Origin of the sequence: Halalkalibacterium halodurans (genome assembly GCF_005671335.1) — a bacterium.
Classification (GTDB): Bacteria; Bacillota; Bacilli; order Bacillales; family Bacillaceae_D; genus Halalkalibacterium; species Halalkalibacterium halodurans.
In genome coordinates this window covers 3,723,793-3,743,910 of record NZ_CP040441.1, presented here as the reverse complement: position 1 = coordinate 3,743,910, position 20,118 = coordinate 3,723,793, and the positions used below count along the sequence as shown (strand labels likewise).

Sequence of the window (20,118 nt, the reverse complement as noted above, 5' to 3'; positions counted from 1 at the left end):
ATTGTTGATATATTAAAAACATCTGTGAATAAGTATGTGTATATTGTGGATTGTTCTTTTTATATGTGGATAAATAGTGTACTTTACTGCGGCATTACGTTACTTAGTTTGCATTTACAGTCGTCTTAGCCGGTGATATACTCTTCCAGTGGATTGAACGCACGAAAATAAGATAGAATATGGGAGAGGGAGCGTGAATCAGTTGCGTACAGTAAAACACCGTAGACAACCACATTCCCCTGTTAGGCAAGGGGTCATTGATTATACATATGTGCTGATTGGATCAGCTTTTGTAGCGTTAGCATTTAATTTGTTTTTATTACCGAACCAAGTGGCATCTGGAGGCGTAAGCGGGATTAGTATCCTCATTAATTATACATTAGGTCTTGAACCAGCCTATGTTCAATGGGCGTTTAACATTCCGCTTTTTCTGTTAGGGGTATGGCTATTGGGAGGATTGAAGTATGGGATCAAAGCGTTAATCGGAACCTCCTTTCTTCCATTGGTTGTCCTGTTGACGAAAGATCTGCCCCCTGCAACATTAGACCCTTTGCTCGGTGCTATTTTTGGAGGAATGGGCGTCGGTTTAGGATTAGGGATTGTTTTTCGAGCGCGGGCAAGTACAGGCGGAACGGATTTAGCCGCTCAAATTGTCCATAAGTACACAGGCCTATCTGTCGGCATGTGCGTGTTTATGATCGACGGTCTGATCGTCATGTCCGCGGCCTTTTTGTTTGGCATAGAATATGCGCTTTACGCATTAATTGCTCTTTTTGTAACAGGAAAGACGATTGATCTTGTTCAGATTGGGGTAGGATATGCGAAGGTAGCTCTAATTATCTCAAATCAGCAAGAAGAAGTGCGTAAAGGCATTCTCCAAGACATTGATCGTGGTGTTACCAAGTTGGTCGGCTATGGTGGGTACACAAACCAAGAACGTCCAGTTCTCATGTGTGTCGTAGGACAAAGTGAAGTCACCAAGTTGAAGCAAATCGTGCAATCCATTGATCCCCAGGCTTTTGTAATTGTAACAAGTGCAACAGAAGTCCTTGGAGAAGGGTTTAAGCGTGCGTAGCCTTGAAAAACTAGAGCTATTGTGAACGAACACTATTTCATGACTTCAAGGAGGAATTGCAATGAAAAAATGTTTGTTTGCCCTAAGTGGTCTTATGGTCTTAGGTTCTCTGGTGGCATGTGGTGGAGCTGGTGAAGATGTGGAAGAAACACCAGCAGATACGGAAGAAGTAGTTGGAGATTTTGATGCGACGATGGCCCGTGAAACATACGAAGCAGCTTGTATCGCTTGTCATGGAGGAAATCTTGAAGGAGGCGCAGGTCCGCAATTGACTGATGGTGCCTATTCTTATGAAGAAATTATCCATGCGATTGAACACGGTAAAGGGGCAATGCCTCCACAAAATGTAGACCAAGAAGAAGCGGAAAACTTAGCAAAGTGGATTGAGGCACAGTGATCGCAAATAACATTAGTGGAGTCGTGGAGTGTGAAAGAGGCTCTTCTACTCAAAAAGGACGTATCATCTATTTACCCAAGCTCTAGTGTGAAGGCATCTAGAGCTTTTTGTCCTTTTTAAAAGTGATTATTTTTTATAAAGGACTAAAGGAAAAAACTTCTCTTAATAAACTTGGCGGAACGCCGAGTTTTTCTAATGAAAAAAAGGAATAAATGTGAAGAGAATTGGATTTTATTGGTTTATACTATAATGATATAGATTCAGAAGGGAATGTAACCATAATAGGAAAATGAGACCTGTTACATGGTATAAAAAGTAATTTCCTATAATTCTTTTTTACATATCAAATGAGAGACGGGTCGGAAAACCGCTAGTTTACAGGGGGTTTCAGAATGGTAGTAGAATATGACAAGCTTTGAAATTAAATTGTAATATCACCGTTAAACAATTGATGTTATAATGTGTTGGGTGGAACAACCGACATAAGTTGATAGGATTTTGTGTCTATCGACATGTTTTTCAGGAAGTTCTAGCGGGAGAGAATGAATCTGCGCAAGAACATGGGGAAGTGATTGAATTTGATTAAAATGAAAGATGTTTGGAAGGCTTATCCGAACGGTGTTAAAGCGATTAATGGAATCAATATAAATATCGAAAAAGGTGAGTTCGTTTATATCGTTGGACCTAGTGGTGCTGGGAAATCAACATTCATTAAAATGATTTATCGTGAGGAAAGACCTACTAAAGGGGAGATTGTCATCAACAATACAAATCTTTCCTCCTTAAAGGAACGGCAAATACCATACCTCCGACGAAACATTGGTGTCGTTTTCCAAGATTTTAAACTATTAACCTCACAATCTGTTTACGAGAATGTTGCCTTCGCTTTAGAGGTTATTGAAGAATCCCCTGAGGCGATTAAGAAAAAAGTAATGGATGTTCTTGACATTGTCCGCTTGAAGAACAAGGCACGCTTTTTACCGAGTGAACTCTCAGGGGGAGAACAGCAGCGTGTAGCGATTGCACGAGCTATCGTTAATCAGCCGGATGTGTTGATTGCGGACGAGCCAACTGGGAATTTAGACCCCGACACAGCGTGGGGAATCATGGACACCTTAGAAGAAATTAACCGTCTCGGCACGACTGTTGTTATGGCAACTCACAATAAGGAGATCGTTAACACGATTAAGAGAAGAGTCATTGCAATTGAAAATGGACGAGTCGTTCGGGATGAAGCAAGGGGGAACTATGGGTATGAAATTTAGAACCCTGTCTCGTCACGTTCGCGAAGGAACAAAAAACCTAGGGCGAAATGGTTGGATGACATTCGCTTCGATCAGCGCCGTTGCTGTTATGTTGTTTGTGGTTGGTGCCTTTATTCTCATGATCATGAATATGAACCAAGTGGCAACCACGGTCGAGGACGATGTAGAGATAAATGTATACATAGAGCTAACAGCTGATAAAACACAACAGGAAGCTCTTGAAGCCGAAATTCAAACAATCCCTAACATTGAGAGTGTTACATACGTTTCTCGTGATGAAGGGTTGGATCAACTCATTGGTAGTTTAGATGAGGAGACTGCTCCAGTATTTGAGTCTCTCCGTGAGGAAAACCCGTTAAATGACAAGTTTGTTGTCCGTGCGACTAATCCGCAATTAACGGAGCAAATTGCCGATCAAATCGAAGCGATGAACCATGTTGAATCTGTTCATTTCGGACGTGATGTGGTCAACCGACTCTTTACGATCACGAACTTTGTTCGCACAGGTGGGCTCGTCTTGATCATTGGAATGATGCTCACAGCGATGTTTCTGATTTCGAACACGATCAAGTTAACCATCTTTGCTAGAAAACGAGAGATTCAAATTATGAAACTCGTTGGAGCCACAAATGGTTTCATCCGCTGGCCATTTTTTATCGAAGGAATTTTACTCGGTGTCATCGGAGCTCTCATACCGATTGCGATACTATGGGGCGGATACTACTATGTGTACAACAATTTTGGTGGACAAGTTCAAAGCTTTTTGTTCTCGATGACCCCTGTAACACCATCGATCTTGCAAGTAGCTGTGGTATTGATCGCTGTTGGGGCGTTTATCGGAATGTGGGGAAGCATTATGTCTGTTCGCAAGTTTCTTAAAGTTTAAAGAACAAGTGCTTATGAGGAGGAAAGGGAGTTCATGAACCGTAAAATCAGTCTAGTAGCGGCCGCAGGATTACTCACATTTAGTATCTTATTCTCTCAATCTAGTATTGAAGATGCAAAGGCAAATTCATCTCTTCAAAATCAAATTTCTGATGTCCAAAAGGAACGTCAAGAAAAACAACAGCAAAAACAAAAGACGGAAGCTGAGCTTAAGGAAGTTGAAAAGGAACTTGGCGAAGTAAATGCCGAGATTGAGCGCCTCGATAAAGAGGTAGAAGAAACGAGCAGAAAGATTCGTGACAAGCGCGAAGAAATTGAAGAAGTACAAGCTGAGATTGAAGAGTTAAAAGAGCAAATTGAGATTTTAGAAGAGCGAATCGCTGAGCGGGATGAACTGTTAAAGGAACGGGCTCGCGCCATGTATCAAAACGGTGGTTCCGTTGACTATTTAGAGGTTATTTTAGGAGCGAAAAGCTTCGGAGATTTTCTTGACCGAGTGAGTGCCCTATCGGTTATTGCTGAACAAGATCGTAGCATTCTAGAGGCACATATTGAAGATCATCGCCTACTAGAAGAAGCGAAGGCGCAAGTAGAAGAAAAATTAGAGACGCTAGAAGGTCACTTGGTCGAGCTGGAAAATCTTATGGCTCAGCTAGAAGAGCAACAAAAAGAAAAAGAAGCGGTGATGGCTGAGCTTGCAAGCCGTGAAGGCGATCTGCATGATGATTTAGAGTCACTTGAAAACGATGAAGCGCTTCTACGTCAACAAGAAAAAGCATTGCAAGAAGAGTATGAGCTTTGGAAAAAGCAAGAAGAAGAACGTAAAGCTGCCGAAAAAGCGGCAGTTCAGCAGTCTTCTTCATCAGAAGGCTCAAATTCTGGTACAACTTCACGCTCTAATGGCGGTAGCAGTGGCGGGGGTGGTGGAGAAACAGGTTCTATGCCATCCTCGTCCGGCTCTGGATTTATGAGACCAGCCACTGGAGATATCTCATCTCCATTTGGTTATCGTACACATCCGGTTACCGGACAAAGAAAACTTCATGCTGGTATTGATATTCGTAGAGGTAATAGAAGTAATGTCCCTGTTGTTGCTGCCTATGATGGGACGGTCGTTCAATCGACTTACAGTAGTGGTGGATATGGAAACATGGTCATCATTGCCCACAGCTACAACGGAAGACAAGTGACAACTTTGTATGCACACCTTGAGACTCGCAGCGTTTCTGCTGGACAGCGCGTATCCAAAGGACAAACGATTGGAATTATGGGGAACACAGGGCTCTCAACAGGACCACACCTTCATTTTGAAGTTCATGAAGGGTCTTATAGAGGAAGTTCTAGTGCTGTAAACCCAATGAATTATATTAATTAAATGTAAGACAATCTCATAACCTTATAAAGGAGGCATTGCTATGATATGCAATGTCTTCTTTTCTTTCTTTTTCCTAGTGGGGAAGTTCGATAGAGATTCTTTTTCGGAATTAGGGGAAACGGTGGATGACGAATAGGCAGTAAAACGTTAAACTAAGAAGAGGAGTATGATTAGGTGATGCAGGATGTTGAAAGAGGTGGAACAACGTGAAAGGAAATCGTATGCTCGTTATGGTTGTTGTGATTGCAGCCATTGTTGGAGCGGTCGCTTACTTATCAAACTTTGGGTTGGCCGGTGATAACGTTAGCTCACCCCAAGAGGAAACGGCTAGTTCTGAATCAAGCCCTCCCGCAACGTTATCGGATGAGGAGGCTTTTGCCAAGTTTCAGCAAGCGTTCCAGCTCATTCAGGATCGTTACGTAGATGAAGTGGATGAGGAAAAGCTCCTACAAGGCGCGATTGAAGGAATGTTAGGCACATTGGATGATCCTTACTCTGTTTATATGGATCCAGAAACGGCAGCAGAATTTGTCCAGTCTTTAGACTCCCATTTCGAAGGGATTGGCGCTGAGGTAAGTATGACCAATGGATATGTCACAATCGTGGCTCCATTTCGCGAATCTCCAGCAGAAAAAGCGGGACTACAGCCAAATGACCGGATTTTAGAAATTGATGGAGAATCGACCGAAGGCCTTTCTCTTTATGAAGCGGTTCTTAAAATCAGGGGAGAAAAAGGGACGACAGTTGATTTGACGATCGAACGTCCTGGTGCGTCAAATGTCGTTAATATAACAGTAGAGCGGGACGAAATTCCAATTGAAACAGTTCATGTTCATCGCTTTGAACGAAACGGACTGACCATTGGAATGCTTGAAATTACCTCTTTCTCAGAAGATACAGCTGATCGTTTTGAAGAAGGTCTTGCCCAGTTAGAAGGCGAAGGGATCGACGGGTTAATTATTGATGTTAGAGGAAATCCTGGTGGTTATTTAAACGCCGTGGAAGATATCGGTAGTCTCATTATTCCAGAAGGGGAACCGATTGTGCAGATTCAAAACCGAGACGGGGAGAAAATGCGCTACTTATCCACGCTAAAAGAGGAAAAGCCATACCCAATTGTCGGATTGACTGATCGAGGAAGTGCATCAGCTTCAGAAATACTAGCCGCCGCACTCAAGGAGGCAGGTCATTATGATGTGGTCGGGGAAACGACGTTCGGTAAAGGGACTGTACAACAGTCAATAGAGCTAGGGGATGGTAGCGAGATTAAGCTATCTCTGTTTCGCTGGTTAACGTCTGATGGAAATGATATTAATGGTGTCGGAGTGGAGCCGACAGTTGAAGTCTTGCAACCTGACTATTTTTACACTGCACCCTTAAGCGTGGAAGAACCATTAGAGCTTGATATGTTGAACGACCAAATCGAACATGCACAAATGATGCTGAAGGGATTAGGATTTGAACCTGGGCGAACAGATGGCTACTTTGGAGAACAGACGGAAAAAGCTGTTCGTGCCTTCCAAGATTCTCAGGAGCTTGAGACAACAGGTGTCTTGGATGAAGAAACAGCAATAGCTTTACAACAAAGCATTGTTGACTTAGTTCGTGATCAAGAAAATGATCAACAATTGCGTGTCGCCTTAGATTTAATTGTAGAGCAGGCTCAATGATTAAAAGAAGGAATCATGTAAAGCGCGTCGAATCTGAGAGGAGTGCACAAACAGTGTACTCCTTCTTTCGTATGAGAGAGATGTGGACCGCAAAGCATTGCAACGAGTGAGTCTTCAACTTTCACTATTGGGCAAGAATTAAAGGAAATACCCAAAAGGTCCATGACGAAACGATAATTTCACGATAAGATAGTAAGAGAGAGTTGAGCGAAGGGGGAGCATTTGTCGATGGTTGGAGCAATCATACTAAGCATCATCATAGGAATTGCTGCTTTTTTTATCCATCCTTTACTATACATCGGACTAGCCTTGATGGGCCTTATCGGTTGGCAGCGAGTCCGACGGGAACGAGAACATTTCCACACGAGAGTGCTTCGCATACGTGCGGACTACGTGGTCCCATTTCTTCCAGGGTTGATCGCAGGGAGTCTTCTTTCCCTTGTAACCATAGTCATTGGCTTAACGGTTTCAATTGATTGGCTATGGCTGTTATTGATTGTTTATCTTTTAACTATCGTGACAATGAATATTCGTTGGATTAGTCCTGCCTATGTAGGGGCATTCATGATTGGTGTTGTTTTATTGGCACCTTTTGTTACAACCGGTTGGCCGTGGTTTGACGAACGACTTCAATCGGCAAGTCAGATCCCTGTTTTAGTGATCATGTACTTGACCGTGCTGTTGCTTTCAGCTGAAGGGATGCTGATCGCGAAACGAGGTGGTAGCTTTTCGTCTCCAGTTGTTGTGAGGAGCAAACGCGGCAAGTGGGTCGGTTTCCACCGGGTGAAAAGGCTGTGGCTTTTGCCTGTCGTCTTGTTCATTCCGGAGGGAGCGATCCCGACCTTTTCCTTTTGGCCTATATTAACGGTTGCAGGAGTATCACTTCAGCCGCTAGTGGTTCCGTTTTTAATCGGTACTGATTTTAAGATTTGGTCTTCATTGCCAAAAGTGGTTTCACGAAAGGTAGGTAATCAAGTTCTAGGGTTAGCCCTTACCCTTGCGCTGATCGTATGTATTACTTGGTATGTTCCTTGGCTATCTGTTCTTTTTGCCATTGTGGCGATTGTCGGACGAGAAGGTATTCATTTAATGGCAAAAATAAAGGATCGCTCAAGTACAAGCCTGTTTACCAATCAAGGGACAGGTTGTAAAGTACTTGGTATTTTACCTGGTAGCCCGGCTGAGAAAATGGGGATAAAAATAGGAGAGACGATTTTACGAGTGAATGGGAAAATGGTTAATAACGAGTATTCGTTTTATGAGGCGCTTCAAGAGAATTCTGCATTTTGTCGACTTGAGGTTATCGATAAAGCAGGGGAAGTCCGTTTTGCCCAAGGAGCGCTTTATGATGGAGAACATCATCAGCTTGGTGTACTATTAGTAAAAGAAGATCATGAGTTACAAGATTCCGTTATTTAACGTCAACTTGTAACTTTTGTCCACTATCGTATTTGCATTAAAAGGAGATTACATATAGATGATGGATGTTTTCCTTGCACTCGTTTTGCCAATCCTCCTTATGGTCGGTGTGACACGAGTAACGTTTCACCTACTAGGAGCAACGATTGTATCCTTTATGGTTTTGTTTGCGTGGTTTCGTTTGCATGAAAAGCCATGGTATGTTATTGCCATTGCCCTGATCTCACTGCTTGCAGGCTGGCATTTCGGTAAACGAGTATTGAAAAAAAAACCAGGAATGTAGAAAGGAGCCGCAGCTGCGGCTCCTTTCTCGTGGTTAACGTAATGTGATATTTCCTGATTACTGATTGTACGGCTCGGCGTAAATAATATATCGTTCGGGCGCACTCCCTATGAAATTGAAAGGGTAGCATGTCGAGAGGGTCAGCACTTCGTCTGGGGCCGTCGAACGTATAACCGATGTATCATTAGCATCGACAATCTCCGTATCAACAATCCGATACGTGTAACTTCCGTAAGGCATATGGACGGTCAAGTCATCCCCTATTTCCAATTTTCCCATATCGCGAAAAACGGTATCGCGATGACCTGATAGTAAGATCTGGTCGTTTTGCCCTGGCAGGACGGTGCTTGTATAATGACCGACCCCCCGATCGAGTTCGTCTTCATCGGTTCCGGAAACGATCGGTAGCTCTGCCTCTAGCTTCGTGATCTCCAGTATTCCAATCACATCTCCCATGTTGGCTTGAAAATCTTCTGGGCTGCTAACCTGTTCCCCGGTAATCTCTCGCGCCTCTGTCAACGATTGCTTCTGTAGAGACGATGTTAAAAATAGTTGCCATCCTCCATAGATGAGGCAAGCTAACCCGATGAACATAATGAAAATAGCGAGCTTTTTTCCCATGGTTTCCTCCTCTAATTCGATCCTACTACAAGTTCTGAATAACAAAATTATACCATCAAATATTCACTAACGGTTTCTTAAATGTTTTTCCATGATCAAAACGTAAATAACAAAACAAATGTTCGTAAAATTTGTGTGTTTCCAGTAAAACTATGATATAATGTTCACACTTGAAATGATCGTAGAGGAGGTCCTGTCACTGTGAGTCAGTCATTTGAACTTGTCTCTCAATACAAGCCCCAAGGAGATCAACCGAACGCCATTCGGCAGCTTGTAGCAGGGATTAATGAAGGAAAAAAACATCAGACGTTGCTTGGTGCAACAGGTACTGGGAAAACGTTTACGATGTCTAATGTCATCCAGCAAGTCAATAAGCCGACACTTGTGATTGCACATAACAAGACGTTGGCGGGACAACTTTATAGTGAATTTAAGGAGTTTTTCCCGAACAATGCTGTCGAGTATTTTGTGAGTTACTATGATTATTATCAACCGGAAGCGTATGTGCCCCAGTCCGATACGTATATCGAAAAAGATGCAAGTATCAACGATGAAATAGATAAGCTTAGACATTCAGCGACAAGTGCTTTATTTGAACGAAACGATGTTATTATCGTAGCGAGCGTTTCTTGTATTTATGGTTTAGGTTCACCTGAAGAATATAAAGAACTCGTCTGTTCATTACGGACGGGCATGGAGATTGAACGCAATGATTTATTGCGCCAGCTCGTAGACATTCAATATGATCGTAACGATGTGAACTTTACCCGTGGGACGTTCCGTGTTCGAGGAGACGTTGTCGAAATTTTCCCAGCTTCACGGGACGAGCAATGCATCCGTGTGGAGTTTTTTGGTGATGAAATTGATCGCATCACGGAAGTTGACGCTCTGACAGGTGAAATTAAAGGTGAGCGGAACCATGTCGCCATCTTTCCAGCTTCTCACTTCGTTACCCGCGAAGAAAAATTAAAGCGAGCGACCAAGTCAATTGAGGCAGAATTGGAAGAGCGGCTGAAAGAACTACATGATCAAGGAAAATTGTTGGAAGCTCAGCGGCTTGAGCAACGGACCCGCTATGACCTAGAAATGATTCACGAGATGGGATTCTGTTCAGGGATCGAAAACTACTCCCGCCATTTAACGTTACGTAAAGCGGGAGAAACTCCTTATACGTTGCTCGACTTTTTTCCCGATGATTTTCTTATCATCATCGACGAGTCGCACGTGACGATTCCACAAATCCGTGCCATGTATAACGGGGACCAAGCGCGAAAAGGTGTTCTTGTGGATCATGGATTTCGCTTGCCATCAGCGTTAGACAACCGTCCCCTTAAGTTTGAGGAGTTTGAACATAAAGTTCATCAAGCGGTATTTGTTTCGGCTACTCCTGGTCCATATGAACTTGAGCACACCCCAGAAATGGTTGAACAAATCATCCGACCGACTGGCTTGCTTGATCCGGTGATAGAGGTTCGGCCAATCGAAGGTCAAATTGATGATTTAATTGGAGAAATCAACGAGCGAGTGGCGAAAAACGAGCGGGTGCTTGTGACAACATTGACGAAAAAAATGGCCGAGGATTTAACCGATTACTTAAAAGAAGTTGGCATTAAAGTTCGCTACCTCCATTCTGAAGTGAAGACGTTAGAGCGAATCGAAATCATCCGGCAGTTACGGCTTGGTACGTTTAATGTTCTTGTAGGGATTAACTTACTTCGTGAGGGATTAGACATACCTGAGGTCTCACTAGTGGCTATTTTAGACGCAGACAAGGAAGGTTTTTTACGTGCTGAGCGCTCTTTAATTCAGACGATCGGACGGGCAGCGCGGAACGCCAATGGCTACGTCATTATGTATGCGGATCGTATGACGAAGTCGATGCAGATTGCCATTGATGAAACAAAGCGGAGACGCTCGATCCAAGAAGAGTACAACCGAAAGCATGGCATTACGCCGAAGACGATCGAAAAGCGGATTCCAGATGTGATTAAAGCAACGGCGATGGTGGCAGAAGACGGAGAAGAATATACGAGTCATGCACCAAAACAAAAAATGAGCAAAAAAGAACGAGAAGCGGTCATCGAGCGGATGGAAGCGGAAATGAAAGAAGCTGCAAAAACGCTCAACTTTGAACGGGCTGCTGAGCTAAGAGATCTCATTCTTGAGTTGAAAGCGGAAGGGTGAAAAAAAATGGGGTTAGATAACATTGTTGTAAAAGGAGCACGCTCCCACAACTTAAAAAACATAGATGTAACCATTCCTCGAGATAAGCTCGTCGTGTTAACCGGGCTTTCGGGCTCTGGGAAGTCATCTTTGGCTTTTGATACGATTTATGCTGAAGGACAGCGGCGATATGTAGAGTCCCTTTCTGCTTATGCACGTCAGTTCCTCGGACAAATGGATAAGCCTGATGTGGACTCGATTGAAGGCTTGTCGCCGGCCATTTCAATCGATCAAAAAACGACAAGTCGAAATCCCCGTTCAACTGTAGGAACGGTGACAGAGATTTTTGATTATTTGCGCCTTCTCTATGCGCGTATCGGAAAACCTGTCTGTCCGAAGCATGGAATTGAAATTTCCTCGCAAACAGTACAGCAAATGGTGGATCGGATACTTTTTTATGAAGAACGGACAAAGCTGCAAATTCTCGCCCCTCTTGTATCTGGACGAAAAGGGACACACGTGAAAGTACTAGAGGATATTAAAAAGCAAGGGTTTGTTCGGGTGCGCATAGATGGGGAAATGCGTGAGGTAGCGGAAGAAATAGAGCTAGACAAAAACAAGAAGCATACGATTGAAGTCGTGATTGACCGAATTGTCGTAAAAGAAGGCATTGAAACTCGTTTAGCGGATTCTCTTGAAACAGCGTTGCAATTGGCCGATGGGCGAGTTGTTGTCGATATTATTGGCAAAGAGGAATTGCTGTTTAGCCAGCACCATGCGTGCCCCCAATGTGGCTTCTCTATTCCTGAGCTTGAGCCGCGAATGTTCTCTTTTAACAGCCCTTTTGGCGCTTGTCCGACGTGTGATGGGCTAGGGGTAAAGCTAGAGGTTGACCTTGAACTTGTAATTCCTGATCGATCTCGAACGTTAAGTGAGAACGCCATTGCACCGTGGGAGCCGATTAGCTCGCAATACTATCCGCAAATGCTGGAAGCGGTTTGCAACCATTACGGAATTGATATGGATACACCAGTGGAACAGCTACCCGACCATCAGCTTGAGAAAATTTTGTATGGCAGTGGCCATGAAAAAATCTTTTTCCGGTATGAAAATGACCTAGGGCAAGTGCGGGAAAATGAGATCCTTTTTGAAGGGGTCATCCCGAATGTGAAACGTCGTTATCACGAAACGTCATCGGATTACATTCGCGATCAACTTGAAGCGTATATGGCGCAAAAGGCTTGTCCAACGTGTAAAGGTCATCGCTTGAAAAAAGAAGCGTTAGCTGTTTTAATTGGCGGTAAACATTTAGGAGAAGTGACGAAGCTATCGATAAAAGAAGCTAAAACATTTTTTGAGTCGTTAGAGCTGTCCAAAAAAGATTTTTCGATTGCGAGGTTAATCTTAAAAGAAATAAATGACCGCCTTGGCTTTCTTATGAATGTCGGTCTGGATTATTTAACGTTAAGCCGCTCTGCTGGCACTTTATCTGGAGGAGAAGCCCAGCGCATTCGCCTCGCGACACAAATCGGATCTTCGCTCATGGGCGTTCTCTACATCTTAGACGAGCCGTCCATTGGCCTTCATCAGCGGGATAACGACCGACTCATTTCGACTCTTGCTCATATGCGTGACTTAGGGAACACGTTGATTGTCGTGGAACATGACGAAGATACGATGCTAGCGGCTGACTATATTATCGATATTGGACCAGGAGCTGGTGTTCATGGCGGTCAAGTCACAGCTGCAGGTAGTCCTGAGGAAATTATGAATGATGCCGAGTCGCTTACCGGGCAGTATTTGTCGGGGAAAAAGTTTATCCCGATTCCAAGTGAGCGTCGCCAGCCGAACGGAAATTCATTTACCGTCAAGGGAGCGAGTGAGAACAACTTAAAACAAGTGAATGTGGAATTTCCCCTCGGTGTGTTTATTGCTGTAACTGGGGTGTCAGGATCGGGGAAAAGTACGCTTATTAACGAAATCGTCCATAAAGCCCTTGCGCAAAAGTTACACAGAGCGAAAGACAAGCCAGGAAAACATAAAGAGATCGTCGGTATTGAGCATGTGGACAAAGTAATTGATATTGATCAATCGCCGATCGGTCGGACGCCACGCTCCAATCCAGCAACGTACACAGGGGTGTTTGACGACATCCGCGATGTGTTTGCGATGACAAATGAAGCGAAGGTCCGCGGCTATAAAAAAGGGCGCTTCTCCTTTAACGTTAAAGGTGGTCGGTGTGAGGCTTGTCGCGGTGATGGCATCATCAAGATCGAGATGCACTTTTTACCAGACGTCTATGTTCCTTGTGAAGTGTGTCATGGAAAACGTTACAACCGGGAAACGCTTGACATTACGTATAAAGGAAAAACGATTGCCGATGTTTTAGACATGACGGTGGAGGAAGCATTAGAATTTTTCACGAACATCCCGCGGATCAAGCGAAAAATTCAAACGTTAGTCGATGTCGGTTTAGGGTATATTAAGCTTGGTCAACCTGCCACCACCCTTTCTGGAGGTGAGGCGCAGCGCGTGAAGCTTGCTTCTCAGCTTCATAAGCGAGCAACAGGGAAAACTCTCTACATTTTAGATGAACCGACGACAGGGCTCCATGTGGATGATATTGACCGGCTCCTTAAAGTATTGCAACGAATTGTAGATAATGGTGACACCGTGCTTGTCATCGAACATAATCTAGATGTGATTAAAACGGTTGATCATATTATTGATCTTGGTCCGGAAGGTGGCGACAAAGGGGGAACGATTGTTGCTCAAGGAACCCCTGAAGAAGTAGTTGAAGTAGAAGGGTCCTATACAGGTAAGTATTTGCGTCCGATTTTAGAGCGAGATCGTAAGCGGATGGACTCTCGTATTCGCGAGCATGAATTGCAGCGTAGTTGACAAACTGCCCTACAATAAAATAGAATGAAACTTTTTCTCGGTATGAACGTAAACTCCAGTAGTGCAAAAAATCGCAAGGAGGAGTCAAAACGATGGAAGAGCGGAAAATGATTTTAAAAATGATCGAAGAGGGCAAGATTACCGCAGAAGAAGGCGTTAAGCTGTTAGAGGCGATGGGCACGAAGGAGGAGGAAAAGGCATCTACAGCCGTTTCCACGTCGGTTGATTGGGATCATAGTGAACAGAAGCAGGAAAGACGGAAGGAGCGGGAGCGTGAGTGGGGGTTTAACCCAAGCAAGTTAACAGAGTTTGTCGAGTCAGCGATCCAGAAAATTAAAGACTTTGACCTTGACTTTAACTTTGGCTCCTTTGTAACGGTTGACCACATTTTCCAACACCGAAATGTGTCCCCTGCTTCTCTGGATATCTCACTTGAAAACGGGCCTGTAACCTTGATTCCATGGGATGAGCCCGACGTTCGAATTGAGTGTAATGCCAAGGTCTATCGGGTAAAGGATACGGAAGAAGCAAGAAAGCTCTTCTTGCAAGAGGCAACCTTCCGAGTCGATGAACGGAAGTTGTTGTTCCATACGAGAGTAAAGACGATCAAAGTAGAGACAAAGGTCTTTGTGCCAAAGCGTTCATTTGAAACGGTAAAGATTTACTCCTTTAATGGCGAAATCAAGGGAGATCCAGTAAAGGCGGATACGCTTGATATGAACACTCTCAATGGACCGATTACATTTGAAAAAGCAGAGGCGAAAAAACTAATGGCGGAAACGGTCAATGGAGGCATTGAATTACGAGGACTTTCTGCTGATGTTGTAGATATGAAGACCATTAATGGCGGCATAACCGTAACGGGCGCGATGCAAGACTTAGATGCTGAAACGGTGAACGGGTCGATCGTCTATGAACTAGAAAAACTAAACGAATCGGGATTTGCTGAGCTCAAGGCGACTACCGGAAGCATTGAAGTATCCGTACCTACAAGCCTGCGCGTTGAAGGAAAGCTTAAGACGAACGTTGGCGGATATTCTTGCAGGCTTTCTTCCTTTGAGATCCTTGAGGAGCGGAAAGACTTTGCCCATAAAGTCATGAGCTTTGTAGGCAATCAGGAACAATCGCCGCGCTTAAAAATCACAGCACTCACGAACACAGGGTCTGTTGTGGTGAAAGACCGGTAAGAAAGAGGTGATGAATAATGAGACGGTTATTTCGAGCCCAATATGATCGCCAGCTTGCTGGTGTCTGTGGAGGAATTGGCCAATACTTTAATATTGACCCGACGCTCGTACGTATCGGTGTCGTCGTTCTTGCGTTAGTAACAGCTTTTTTCCCTGTGCTGATTGGCTACATCATTGCCGCAGCTATCGTCCCAAATGAGGAGGATCTAGATTAATTATGGGCTGGCTCGCAGGAATTCTCGTTAACACCATCGTATTGGTGGTGATAGCTGGCTATTTTCAAGGGTTTTATTTATCTGGTATAGGGGCCGCGGTCATCGCTAGTATCATTTTATCGGTGCTAAACATTATCGTTCGCCCCATCCTCATTCTTTTAACATTACCTGTAACGATTTTAACCCTTGGCCTCTTCATGTTCGTCATTAATGCGATTACGTTAATGCTAGCAGCAGGTCTCATGGGGAATGCGTTCCAAATTGATGGGTTTGGCATGGCCCTCCTTGCAGCTGTCTTAATCGCCATTTTAAATGCGCTTATTCAAACATTCGTCATTAAGCCGCTTCAAGAAAAACGTTAATCCGTAAACAGATAAGGGTCGTCCTTATCTGTTTTTAATAGGGAAATACGAAGATTACTATTGGGAAGGGATCTCCCATCGTCTGAAACCTCGCAAATCGGTGAGGTTTTATTTCGTTCAATTTGTTTTCTTTCTATCCTATCCTATTTAATATAGCAAACGAATGAATGGATTTATGTAGAAACGTGGTAAAATGGAAAGGTGAGTGTGAGATTCATGTTTTGAAATAGAGAGTATGGTAAGATGAGATGGGGGTTTTGAGAAATGGCAAAAGTAACAGCAAACGACTTGCTTGAACGGTTTCAACTTGAATTGCTTTCAGGAGAAGAAGGTATTCATCGCTCGATTACGACGAGTGATATCTCACGACCTGGGATTGAAATGGCTGGTTTTTTTACGTATTATCCGGCGAAGCGTCTTCAGTTGTTAGGGAGAACAGAGCTTTCTTTTTATAAGCAGCTGTCACCAGTAGATAAAGAAGAGCGAATGTCGAAGCTTTGTACGTATGATACACCTGGGATTATTATTTCGCGTGGACTTGAGGTTCCACCTGAATTATTGAAGGCGTCGGAAAAAGTGGGCGTTCCTGTCCTGCGTTCCAACATCACGACCACGCGGCTAAGTAGTATGTTAACGAACTTCTTAGAGAGTCAGCTTGCCCCGACAACCGCCGTTCACGGTGTCCTTGTCGATATTTATGGAATTGGCGTGCTCATTACAGGAAGCAGCGGGGTCGGTAAAAGTGAAACGGCTCTCGATCTCGTTCGACGTGGACATCGGTTAGTGGCGGATGATTCGGTCGAAATTAGACGTGAGCATGAAGACACACTCGTTGGGCGTTCACCTGAATTAATCCAACATTTACTTGAGATCCGCGGTCTAGGGATTATCAATGTTATGACTCTATTTGGGGCAGGTGCTGTTCGACCTTTTAAACGAATTGCCCTCTGCGTCAACCTTGAGCTGTGGGATCAGAAGAAAGTTTATGATCGCCTCGGATTAAGTGAAGATTACTTGCGAATTATGAATGTTGATATTCCGAAGTTGACCATCCCGGTCCGACCAGGTCGGAACTTAGCGGTTATTATCGAAGTAGCGGCGATGAATTTCCGGTTAAAACGTTTAGGCATAAATGCAGCACAGCAATTTTCTGATCGCTTAAATGATGTGATTGAAGAAGGAGAGCAAGAATTTTAATAGGCTTTGAGGTGAAACCATGGAGGAAATGATTGAACCACTTGATCGTGTTTTTTTACAGCTCGGTCCGTTTACAATTTATTGGTACGGAGTCCTTATTGGCCTTGGGGTCATTATTGGGTATGTGATGGCGTCGCGGGAATCGGTGAGACGAGGAATGCCAAAAGATACATTCTCTGACTTTGTCATGTACGTCATTCCAGTGGCGATTATCTTCGCGCGGCTTTACTATGTGATTTTCCGTTGGGAACAATTTGCTGATGATCCGATTCGAGTCTTTTATATTTGGGAAGGCGGTCTTGCCATTCATGGAGCTCTAATTGGTGGGGTCTTAACGGCGTATATCTTAACGAAAAAGCGCCAGCTCTCGTTTTGGCAGCTTATGGATGTGGCTGCACCAAGTATATTAATCGGGCAAGCGATCGGCCGTTGGGGAAACTTCATGAACCAAGAAGTATACGGTGGACCGGTCACACGCGAGTTCCTTGAAGGGCTCATGCTACCCGAATTTATTATTAACCAAATGTACATTAACGGAACGTATTACCATCCGACCTTTTTGTATGAGTCTATTTGGAACTTTATCGGTGTCGTGGTTTTACTCTTGTTGCGACGAGTTAATTTGCGCCGAGGGGAATTATTTTTCTCCTATCTCATTTGGTACTCGATCGGACGGTTTTTCATTGAAGGGATGCGCTTAGATAATTTAATGATCGGCGATTCGCTTCGAACGGCGCAAATTGTTTCGATCCTACTCATTGTCGGTGCCCTGTTATTATGGTGGTATCGGCGAGCAAAGGGTCTTGCGACAGAGCGGTATTTAGACCCCCATCAACCAGCCCGGACGAATGGTAACAAGAAAAAGACAAAGAAGAAAAAGAAAAAGTAGTCTGGATTTGGGGAAGGAGAGAAAGGAATGAATACGCTGAAAAAAGGGCTCCTCGTCGGACTACAGACGACGTGGACATTAGGGAAAGTCATTTTTCCTGTTACGTTAATTGTCACGATTCTTGGACATACACCTGTCCTTGATTGGCTTGCGGCCTTCCTTGCACCGGCGATGGGCTATATTGGCCTACGCGGGGAAGCCGCCATTCCTCTCGTGTTAGGAAATGCCTTGAATTTATACGCAGGAATCGGTGCGATTTTAACGATGGAACTAACGGTCAAGGAAGTGTTTATCCTTGCGGTGATGCTATCCTTCTCCCATAACTTGTTTATCGAGTCAGCGGTGGCGACGAAGGTGGGGATTCGCATGTCCGTTATTCTCGCCGTCCGTCTCGGACTTGCTTTCGGTTCGGCCTTTTTGATTCACTTGTTTTGGTCTGGTGGTCAAGAGATCGCTCAATATGGTTTTGTTTCCAGTTCCGCAGGACCGGAAATACACGGCTGGCTAAACATGGTGGGCGACGGATTATGGACAGCTGCTGCTGGGGTTGCTCAGTTGGCACTGATCGTCATTCCGCTCATGATTTTGGTACAGGTGATGAAAGACTTAAATTGGCTTCAGACGTTTTCAAAATGGATGTCACCCTTTACAAAAGTGCTAGGCATTCGTGAAAATACATCGACGACGCTCGCCTCTGGACTCCTATTCGGACTGGCATTCGGTGCAGGCGTCATGATACAGGCAATCAAAGAGGACGGTGTCAAGAAAAAGGATCTGTACCTTGTGTTCATTTTTCTCGTCGCATGCCATGCGGTTATTGAAGATACGCTCATTTTCATTCCGCTCGGCATCCCGGTATGGCCATTGCTGATCATTCGGGTTGTAACCGCTGTACTTCTCACAATTGCAGTCGCTTATATTTGGAATCGTCTGGAGAAGCAGGAAGCCTTGAAACGAAAGGAAGCAACATATGGAAATTAATACAGTGCTATTTGATTTAGACGGAACGTTAATCAACACAAATGAGCTGATCATTTCGTCGTTTTTACACACCTTCGAGACGTATTATCCAGGGAAATATGGCAGAAAAGATGCGATTGAATGCATCGGTCCTCCGTTAACGGACAGCTTCAAGCGTCTAGACCCTGAACGAGTCGAAGAGATGGTCGCTACGTATCGCAAGCATAATCATGCTCATCACGACAAGCTTGTTGAACCTTATGAAGGGGTGTACGAAACAGTCAAAACATTGCATGAGCAAGGCTTTAAGCTTGCGATCGTTACAACGAAAATTCGGGAAACGGCGATGAAAGGACTCAAATTGTTTGGCTTAGATGAGTTTTTCGATGTAATCGTCGCCTTGGACGATGTGGAGAACGTAAAGCCTAACCCTGAACCACTCGAAAAAGCGATGAACGCCCTCGGGGCAAAAAAAGAAGAAACGATCATGGTCGGAGATAACTCTCACGATATCCTAGGCGGTAAAAATGCTGGTGTCAAAACAGCGGTCGTCGGCTACGCGATTCGAGGGGAAGACTATGTTCGTCAATTTGATCCGGATTATGTCCTGCGCTCAATGCCCGACTTGCTCGACATCGTTGGAGTGAAAGCAAGATGAGTCGAGACACAGAGCGTTATCCGGTGAAACACGCCAATTCGCTCTGGCAAATTTATAAAACCGTTCCGTTTTGGAAAGTGGTTAAAAACTTCGTGGTGATCCAACTCGCTCGCTATACGCCGTTTGTCAGCGTGAAAAATTGGCTGTATCGCACGTTTCTAAAAATGGATGTAGGAGAAAAAACAGCCTTTGCTCTTATGGTTATGCCTGATATTATGTTTCCAGAGCGCATCTCTGTTGGACGTAATTCCATCATCGGCTACAACACGACGATTCTTGCCCATGAATATTTAATTGAGGAATATCGCCTCGGTGATGTGATCATTGGCGATGAAGTGATGGTTGGCGCAAATACAACGATTTTACCTGGGGTAACGATCGGCGACCGTGCCATTATCGCTGCTGGAACTGTTGTTCACAAAAATGTCCCACCAGGTGCATTTGTTGGTGGGAACCCGATGCAGGTCATTAAACAAAATCGTGACGATAAAGACTAGCCTTTGCTATTGGAAGGGCTAGTCTTTTTGATTTTTGCCCCTGTTTGTCCATGAAGTTTCGCATCAAGCTGAGGATTTAGTGTAAGGATACGATAGAAA

General features: G+C 44.2%; 19 protein-coding genes. 18 read left to right on the top strand and 1 reads right to left on the bottom strand.

Annotated elements, in window-relative coordinates; all coding sequences use genetic code 11:
* Positions 1-202: 202 nt before the first annotated feature.
* From FED51_RS18335 to FED51_RS18300, 8 genes are all read left to right on the top strand, one after another.
* Complete coding sequence (locus tag FED51_RS18335) at positions 203-1,075, top strand: YitT family protein (protein ID WP_053431917.1); 873 nt, start codon at positions 203-205, stop codon at positions 1,073-1,075.
* Between the two features lie 61 nt (positions 1,076-1,136).
* Positions 1,137-1,472 (top strand): c-type cytochrome, encoded by a 336-nt coding sequence (locus FED51_RS18330; RefSeq protein WP_134229436.1) that lies wholly within the window; start codon positions 1,137-1,139, stop codon positions 1,470-1,472.
* A gap of 578 nt (positions 1,473-2,050) precedes the next feature.
* The gene (gene ftsE / locus FED51_RS18325; RefSeq protein WP_175414358.1) at positions 2,051-2,737 is read left to right on the top strand and encodes a cell division ATP-binding protein FtsE; all 687 of its coding nucleotides are present in this window, start codon (positions 2,051-2,053) and stop codon (positions 2,735-2,737) included.
* Positions 2,727-3,623 carry a permease-like cell division protein FtsX gene (ftsX, locus tag FED51_RS18320; protein ID WP_138090935.1) on the top strand — a complete coding sequence of 299 codons (897 nt, stop codon included), beginning with the start codon at positions 2,727-2,729 and terminating at the stop codon, positions 3,621-3,623. Before ftsE ends, ftsX begins: the two co-directional genes overlap by 11 nt.
* Before the next feature lie 33 nt (positions 3,624-3,656).
* A complete protein-coding gene (locus FED51_RS18315; protein WP_138090932.1) occupies positions 3,657-4,997 on the top strand; it encodes a murein hydrolase activator EnvC family protein in 1,341 nt (446 codons plus the stop codon).
* Between the two features lie 221 nt (positions 4,998-5,218).
* Positions 5,219-6,667 (top strand): S41 family peptidase, encoded by a 1,449-nt coding sequence (locus FED51_RS18310; protein WP_459554161.1) that lies wholly within the window; start codon positions 5,219-5,221, stop codon positions 6,665-6,667.
* Positions 6,668-6,895: 228 nt separating this feature from the next.
* The gene (locus FED51_RS18305) at positions 6,896-8,086 is read left to right on the top strand and encodes a PDZ domain-containing protein (RefSeq protein ID WP_233443927.1); all 1,191 of its coding nucleotides are present in this window, start codon (positions 6,896-6,898) and stop codon (positions 8,084-8,086) included.
* 58 nt (positions 8,087-8,144) lie between these two features.
* Positions 8,145-8,369, top strand: coding sequence for a DUF2198 family protein (locus FED51_RS18300; protein ID WP_010899725.1), 225 nt, complete (start codon positions 8,145-8,147; stop codon positions 8,367-8,369).
* Positions 8,370-8,426: 57 nt separating this feature from the next.
* Here the strand turns inward: FED51_RS18300 and FED51_RS18295 are convergent, their stop codons facing one another.
* Entirely contained in the window at positions 8,427-8,990 is a 564-nt protein-coding gene (locus FED51_RS18295) for a class D sortase (RefSeq protein ID WP_010899724.1), read from the bottom strand.
* Between the two features lie 201 nt (positions 8,991-9,191).
* On the opposite strand from FED51_RS18295, the gene uvrB reads away from it, so the two are divergent.
* From uvrB to FED51_RS18245, 10 genes are all read left to right on the top strand, one after another.
* Positions 9,192-11,174, top strand: coding sequence for an excinuclease ABC subunit UvrB (gene uvrB, locus FED51_RS18290; protein ID WP_138090926.1), 1,983 nt, complete (start codon positions 9,192-9,194; stop codon positions 11,172-11,174).
* A 6-nt stretch (positions 11,175-11,180) separates the two neighbouring features.
* The gene (uvrA, locus tag FED51_RS18285; RefSeq protein WP_053430289.1) at positions 11,181-14,054 is read left to right on the top strand and encodes an excinuclease ABC subunit UvrA; all 2,874 of its coding nucleotides are present in this window, start codon (positions 11,181-11,183) and stop codon (positions 14,052-14,054) included.
* Positions 14,055-14,146: 92 nt separating this feature from the next.
* Entirely contained in the window at positions 14,147-15,241 is a 1,095-nt protein-coding gene (locus FED51_RS18280; protein WP_053430290.1) for a DUF4097 family beta strand repeat-containing protein, read from the top strand.
* 17 nt (positions 15,242-15,258) lie between these two features.
* Positions 15,259-15,456 carry a PspC domain-containing protein gene (locus FED51_RS18275; protein ID WP_010899720.1) on the top strand — a complete coding sequence of 66 codons (198 nt, stop codon included), beginning with the start codon at positions 15,259-15,261 and terminating at the stop codon, positions 15,454-15,456.
* A gap of 2 nt (positions 15,457-15,458) precedes the next feature.
* Positions 15,459-15,818, top strand: coding sequence for a phage holin family protein (locus FED51_RS18270; protein WP_175414339.1), 360 nt, complete (start codon positions 15,459-15,461; stop codon positions 15,816-15,818).
* Positions 15,819-16,082: 264 nt separating this feature from the next.
* Positions 16,083-17,015, top strand: a complete 933-nt coding sequence (gene hprK / locus FED51_RS18265) for an HPr(Ser) kinase/phosphatase (protein WP_010899718.1) — start codon at positions 16,083-16,085, stop codon at positions 17,013-17,015.
* A gap of 19 nt (positions 17,016-17,034) precedes the next feature.
* Positions 17,035-17,904 carry a prolipoprotein diacylglyceryl transferase gene (lgt, locus tag FED51_RS18260; protein WP_053430292.1) on the top strand — a complete coding sequence of 290 codons (870 nt, stop codon included), beginning with the start codon at positions 17,035-17,037 and terminating at the stop codon, positions 17,902-17,904.
* A gap of 27 nt (positions 17,905-17,931) precedes the next feature.
* On the top strand, positions 17,932-18,885 hold the full coding sequence (locus tag FED51_RS18255) for a nucleoside recognition domain-containing protein (protein ID WP_010899716.1): 954 nt from the start codon (positions 17,932-17,934) through the stop codon (positions 18,883-18,885).
* The gene (ppaX, locus tag FED51_RS18250; protein ID WP_010899715.1) at positions 18,875-19,522 is read left to right on the top strand and encodes a pyrophosphatase PpaX; all 648 of its coding nucleotides are present in this window, start codon (positions 18,875-18,877) and stop codon (positions 19,520-19,522) included. Before FED51_RS18255 ends, ppaX begins: the two co-directional genes overlap by 11 nt.
* Positions 19,519-20,019 (top strand): acyltransferase, encoded by a 501-nt coding sequence (locus tag FED51_RS18245; protein WP_010899714.1) that lies wholly within the window; start codon positions 19,519-19,521, stop codon positions 20,017-20,019. The genes ppaX and FED51_RS18245 overlap by 4 nt, the downstream gene beginning before the upstream one ends.
* The last annotated feature ends 99 nt before the right edge of the window (positions 20,020-20,118 follow it).

What these genes read in the sequence shown, in the direction of transcription:
- FED51_RS18300 (WP_010899725.1), top strand. Translation starts at nt 8,145, where the DNA reads ATGATGGATGTTTTCCTTGCACTCGTTTTGCCAATCCTCCTTATGGTC.
- FED51_RS18315 (WP_138090932.1), top strand. Translation starts at nt 3,657, where the DNA reads ATGAACCGTAAAATCAGTCTAGTAGCGGCCGCAGGATTACTCACATTT.
- lgt (WP_053430292.1), top strand. Translation starts at nt 17,035, where the DNA reads ATGGAGGAAATGATTGAACCACTTGATCGTGTTTTTTTACAGCTCGGT.
- FED51_RS18295 (WP_010899724.1), bottom strand. Translation starts at nt 8,990, where the DNA reads ATGGGAAAAAAGCTCGCTATTTTCATTATGTTCATCGGGTTAGCTTGC.
- ftsX (WP_138090935.1), top strand. Translation starts at nt 2,727, where the DNA reads ATGAAATTTAGAACCCTGTCTCGTCACGTTCGCGAAGGAACAAAAAAC.
- FED51_RS18255 (WP_010899716.1), top strand. Translation starts at nt 17,932, where the DNA reads ATGAATACGCTGAAAAAAGGGCTCCTCGTCGGACTACAGACGACGTGG.
- FED51_RS18245 (WP_010899714.1), top strand. Translation starts at nt 19,519, where the DNA reads ATGAGTCGAGACACAGAGCGTTATCCGGTGAAACACGCCAATTCGCTC.
- hprK (WP_010899718.1), top strand. Translation starts at nt 16,083, where the DNA reads ATGGCAAAAGTAACAGCAAACGACTTGCTTGAACGGTTTCAACTTGAA.
- uvrA (WP_053430289.1), top strand. Translation starts at nt 11,181, where the DNA reads ATGGGGTTAGATAACATTGTTGTAAAAGGAGCACGCTCCCACAACTTA.
- ppaX (WP_010899715.1), top strand. Translation starts at nt 18,875, where the DNA reads ATGGAAATTAATACAGTGCTATTTGATTTAGACGGAACGTTAATCAAC.
- FED51_RS18270 (WP_175414339.1), top strand. Translation starts at nt 15,459, where the DNA reads ATGGGCTGGCTCGCAGGAATTCTCGTTAACACCATCGTATTGGTGGTG.
- FED51_RS18330 (WP_134229436.1), top strand. Translation starts at nt 1,137, where the DNA reads ATGAAAAAATGTTTGTTTGCCCTAAGTGGTCTTATGGTCTTAGGTTCT.
- FED51_RS18305 (WP_233443927.1), top strand. Translation starts at nt 6,896, where the DNA reads ATGGTTGGAGCAATCATACTAAGCATCATCATAGGAATTGCTGCTTTT.
- FED51_RS18280 (WP_053430290.1), top strand. Translation starts at nt 14,147, where the DNA reads ATGGAAGAGCGGAAAATGATTTTAAAAATGATCGAAGAGGGCAAGATT.
- FED51_RS18275 (WP_010899720.1), top strand. Translation starts at nt 15,259, where the DNA reads ATGAGACGGTTATTTCGAGCCCAATATGATCGCCAGCTTGCTGGTGTC.
- FED51_RS18310 (WP_459554161.1), top strand. Translation starts at nt 5,219, where the DNA reads ATGCTCGTTATGGTTGTTGTGATTGCAGCCATTGTTGGAGCGGTCGCT.